The 2308-nt window shown below is 62.1% G+C and carries 2 protein-coding genes and 1 pseudogene; 1 reads left to right on the forward strand and 2 read right to left on the reverse strand.

Annotation, left to right across the window (positions count from 1 at the left end; all coding sequences use genetic code 11):
- Positions 1-142: 142 nt before the first annotated feature.
- Positions 143-472: an EscU/YscU/HrcU family type III secretion system export apparatus switch protein gene (locus OQK_RS00215; RefSeq protein WP_016770586.1), complete on the reverse strand. Its 330-nt coding sequence runs from the start codon at positions 470-472 to the stop codon at positions 143-145.
- A complete protein-coding gene (fliK, locus tag OQK_RS00220; protein WP_016770587.1) occupies positions 469-2043 on the reverse strand; it encodes a flagellar hook-length control protein FliK in 1575 nt (524 codons plus the stop codon). The genes OQK_RS00215 and fliK overlap by 4 nt, the downstream gene beginning before the upstream one ends.
- 197 nt (positions 2044-2240) lie before the next feature.
- Between fliK and OQK_RS29775 the strand changes: the two are divergent.
- Positions 2241-2308 (forward strand): annotated as a pseudogene (locus tag OQK_RS29775) (heme ABC transporter ATP-binding protein CcmA); the annotation flags it as partial.

Raw genomic sequence — 2308 nt, forward strand, 5'->3', positions numbered from 1 at the left:
GACGCGGAGCGTCACGGGCGGCATTCCCACGCGGAGCGTGGGAACGATCAAATCAAAAGCGCTATTCGCGAGCAGGCTCGCTCCCAATTTGATCACGGTCGAATGTGGGAGCGAGCCTGCTCGCGAAAGCGTCTTTGAAACCTCAATAATCATCCCCGCGTGCGGTGATGTCCTTCTCGACCATCGGCGCGTTCGGGTCCTGTCCCTCGGGGAATTTGCCTTTCAGGTTCCAGGCAAACGCGATGATCTCGGCGATGGTGCGATAGAGCTCTTCGGGGATGCTGTCGCCCAGTTCCATTCGCGCCAGCAGGCGCACCAGTTCAGGGTTCTCGTAGATCGGCACTTCGTAATCGCGGGCAATGCGCAGAATTTCTTCGGCCAGTTCCTCGTCGCCCTTGGCGGTGAGGGTCGGGGCGTGGTTGCCGTCGTATTTGAGGGCGATGGCCTGGCGTGGGGCAGTGGAATCGTTCATGCGGTTTCGTCGACCCAGCGGTGTTCGAGGCGGGTTTGGTTGCCTTGCGGCGGCGTGCCGTGGTGGCAGTCGAGGTCGCCGACGTTGAGCCCGGAATCGAGCAAGCGCTGGCGCAAGGCAAACAGATTGTTTTCGATCAGGTCGGCGGTGTACGGACGCTCGGCCCACAGCTGACTGGACAGGCTGCCGGCGATCAATTGCGCCTGAATCTGCATTGGCCCGAGCGGCTCCAGATCGAAGGCCAGATCGACGCGCCACAGTTGCTGTTTGGCTTCGCGCTCATCGCGGCGTTCGTGCGGCTGCGGTTCGCGCTCCGGCGCTTCTTCACGCTGGAATTTGACCTGCAGCGGCACGATGTCTTGCAGGTTGCGCATGGGGATTTCCAGCTGCCAGGTGCTGAGCAGGCGGCCATCGTCGGTGACGCCGGTCTGTTCCAGGCTCGACAACTGATGGCTTTGCAGGCGCGACACCGCTGCGGCGGCGAGGCGCAGCAGTTGTTCGAGATCACCTTCGCCTTCGAGTTTCGCCAGCAGTCGTTCGGGCAACGGGAAGCTGCTGGGCACCGGTTTGGCGCTGACCTGGCCGAGGGTGCCGAGGGCGTTCCGGACGAAACTCGGCAGCGCTTGCGCCAGGGTATTGGCGGCGATGATCGCATTGAAATTGGTGTTGCTCGGCAGGCCCGGAGTCAGTTGCGCGATCAGCTTGAGCAGGTCGGCTTTCATGTCCGGGGCGAGAGTCGGATTCTGTCCGCCGAGCAATTTCGCTTCGAGGAACGCGCCGCTGTTGGCCAAGGCCAGCGCCACGCCTTTGGCGGTGCTCATTTGCTGCAGGTCCGGCAGGCTGGCAAGCAACTTGTCGACCACCGCGCGCAGATCGGCCGAAGTCTGATCGCTGGATGGCGGCAGGCTCTGCAACAACTTCAGCAAGCCATCGAGCGAGCCCTGACGATTTTGCTGACCGAGCAATTGCTGACTGACCGCCAGTTGCTCCTGACGGCTGCTCAGCGGCACGAATTTGAGGGTCTGCGCATCCTGCACCTGCGCCGACAACAGGGTGCCGATGCGCAGCGGTTGCGGGCTGTCGACGGTCAAAGTGCTGCCGCTCAATGCGGTGTTGAGCAGGGTGACCATCGAGCGAAATACCGCCGCTTGCCCCGGCGTCTGCGGCAGGGCTTGCGAGGTCACGACTTTGCCTTGCAGCAAGGTGCCGGCGGGCAATTGCGCGGTATCGATGCGGGTCAGGGTGGCGACGCTGCTGGCAATCGCTTGTTGTACGGTGATCGCCAGATTGCCGGCCGACGGCTGAGTGATCGCCAGGTTGGTGCCCTGTGGCAACGGCAGGTTGCTGCTGGCCTGCACGGTGGTCTGACGGCCGCTGTCGAGGGTCACCTTGAGCAGCAATTCAAAGGTCTGGTCGGCCTGCTTGAGCGATAACACCTCGGCCTTGGCGCTTTGCCCGGCGCCGATCAAGCCCTCCACCGGCGTCAGCAGCTTGAGCAGTTCACCCATCTGCGGGCGAGCGCTCGCCGGCACGGTGGGTGGCAGCGGGAGGATGTTCATTTCGCCTGTCATACGCGGACACAACCTGAGGAAATTGCGCTCTTGAGAGTAAGGCACGGCATGTATAATGCCGCGCGTCGTGCGCTTCGTTCAAAAAACCTGGCAATTGTTTGATCCAGCTCGCCAGATCGAGCGATCAAAGCATCTATGCTGCATCTCTTTAACGGCCGCTCCAGAGCCGACTTGAACCGTATAAGGCCCGTGATCCCTTGACCAGTCCTGTCCTGCAAACCGTTGCCCTGGCGTGTGAACGCGATCTGCGGCTGCTTTTCGAAAA

Origin of the sequence: Pseudomonas sp. R62, from assembly GCF_000257605.1 — a bacterium.
GTDB classification, from domain to species: domain Bacteria; phylum Pseudomonadota; class Gammaproteobacteria; order Pseudomonadales; family Pseudomonadaceae; genus Aquipseudomonas; species Aquipseudomonas atacamensis.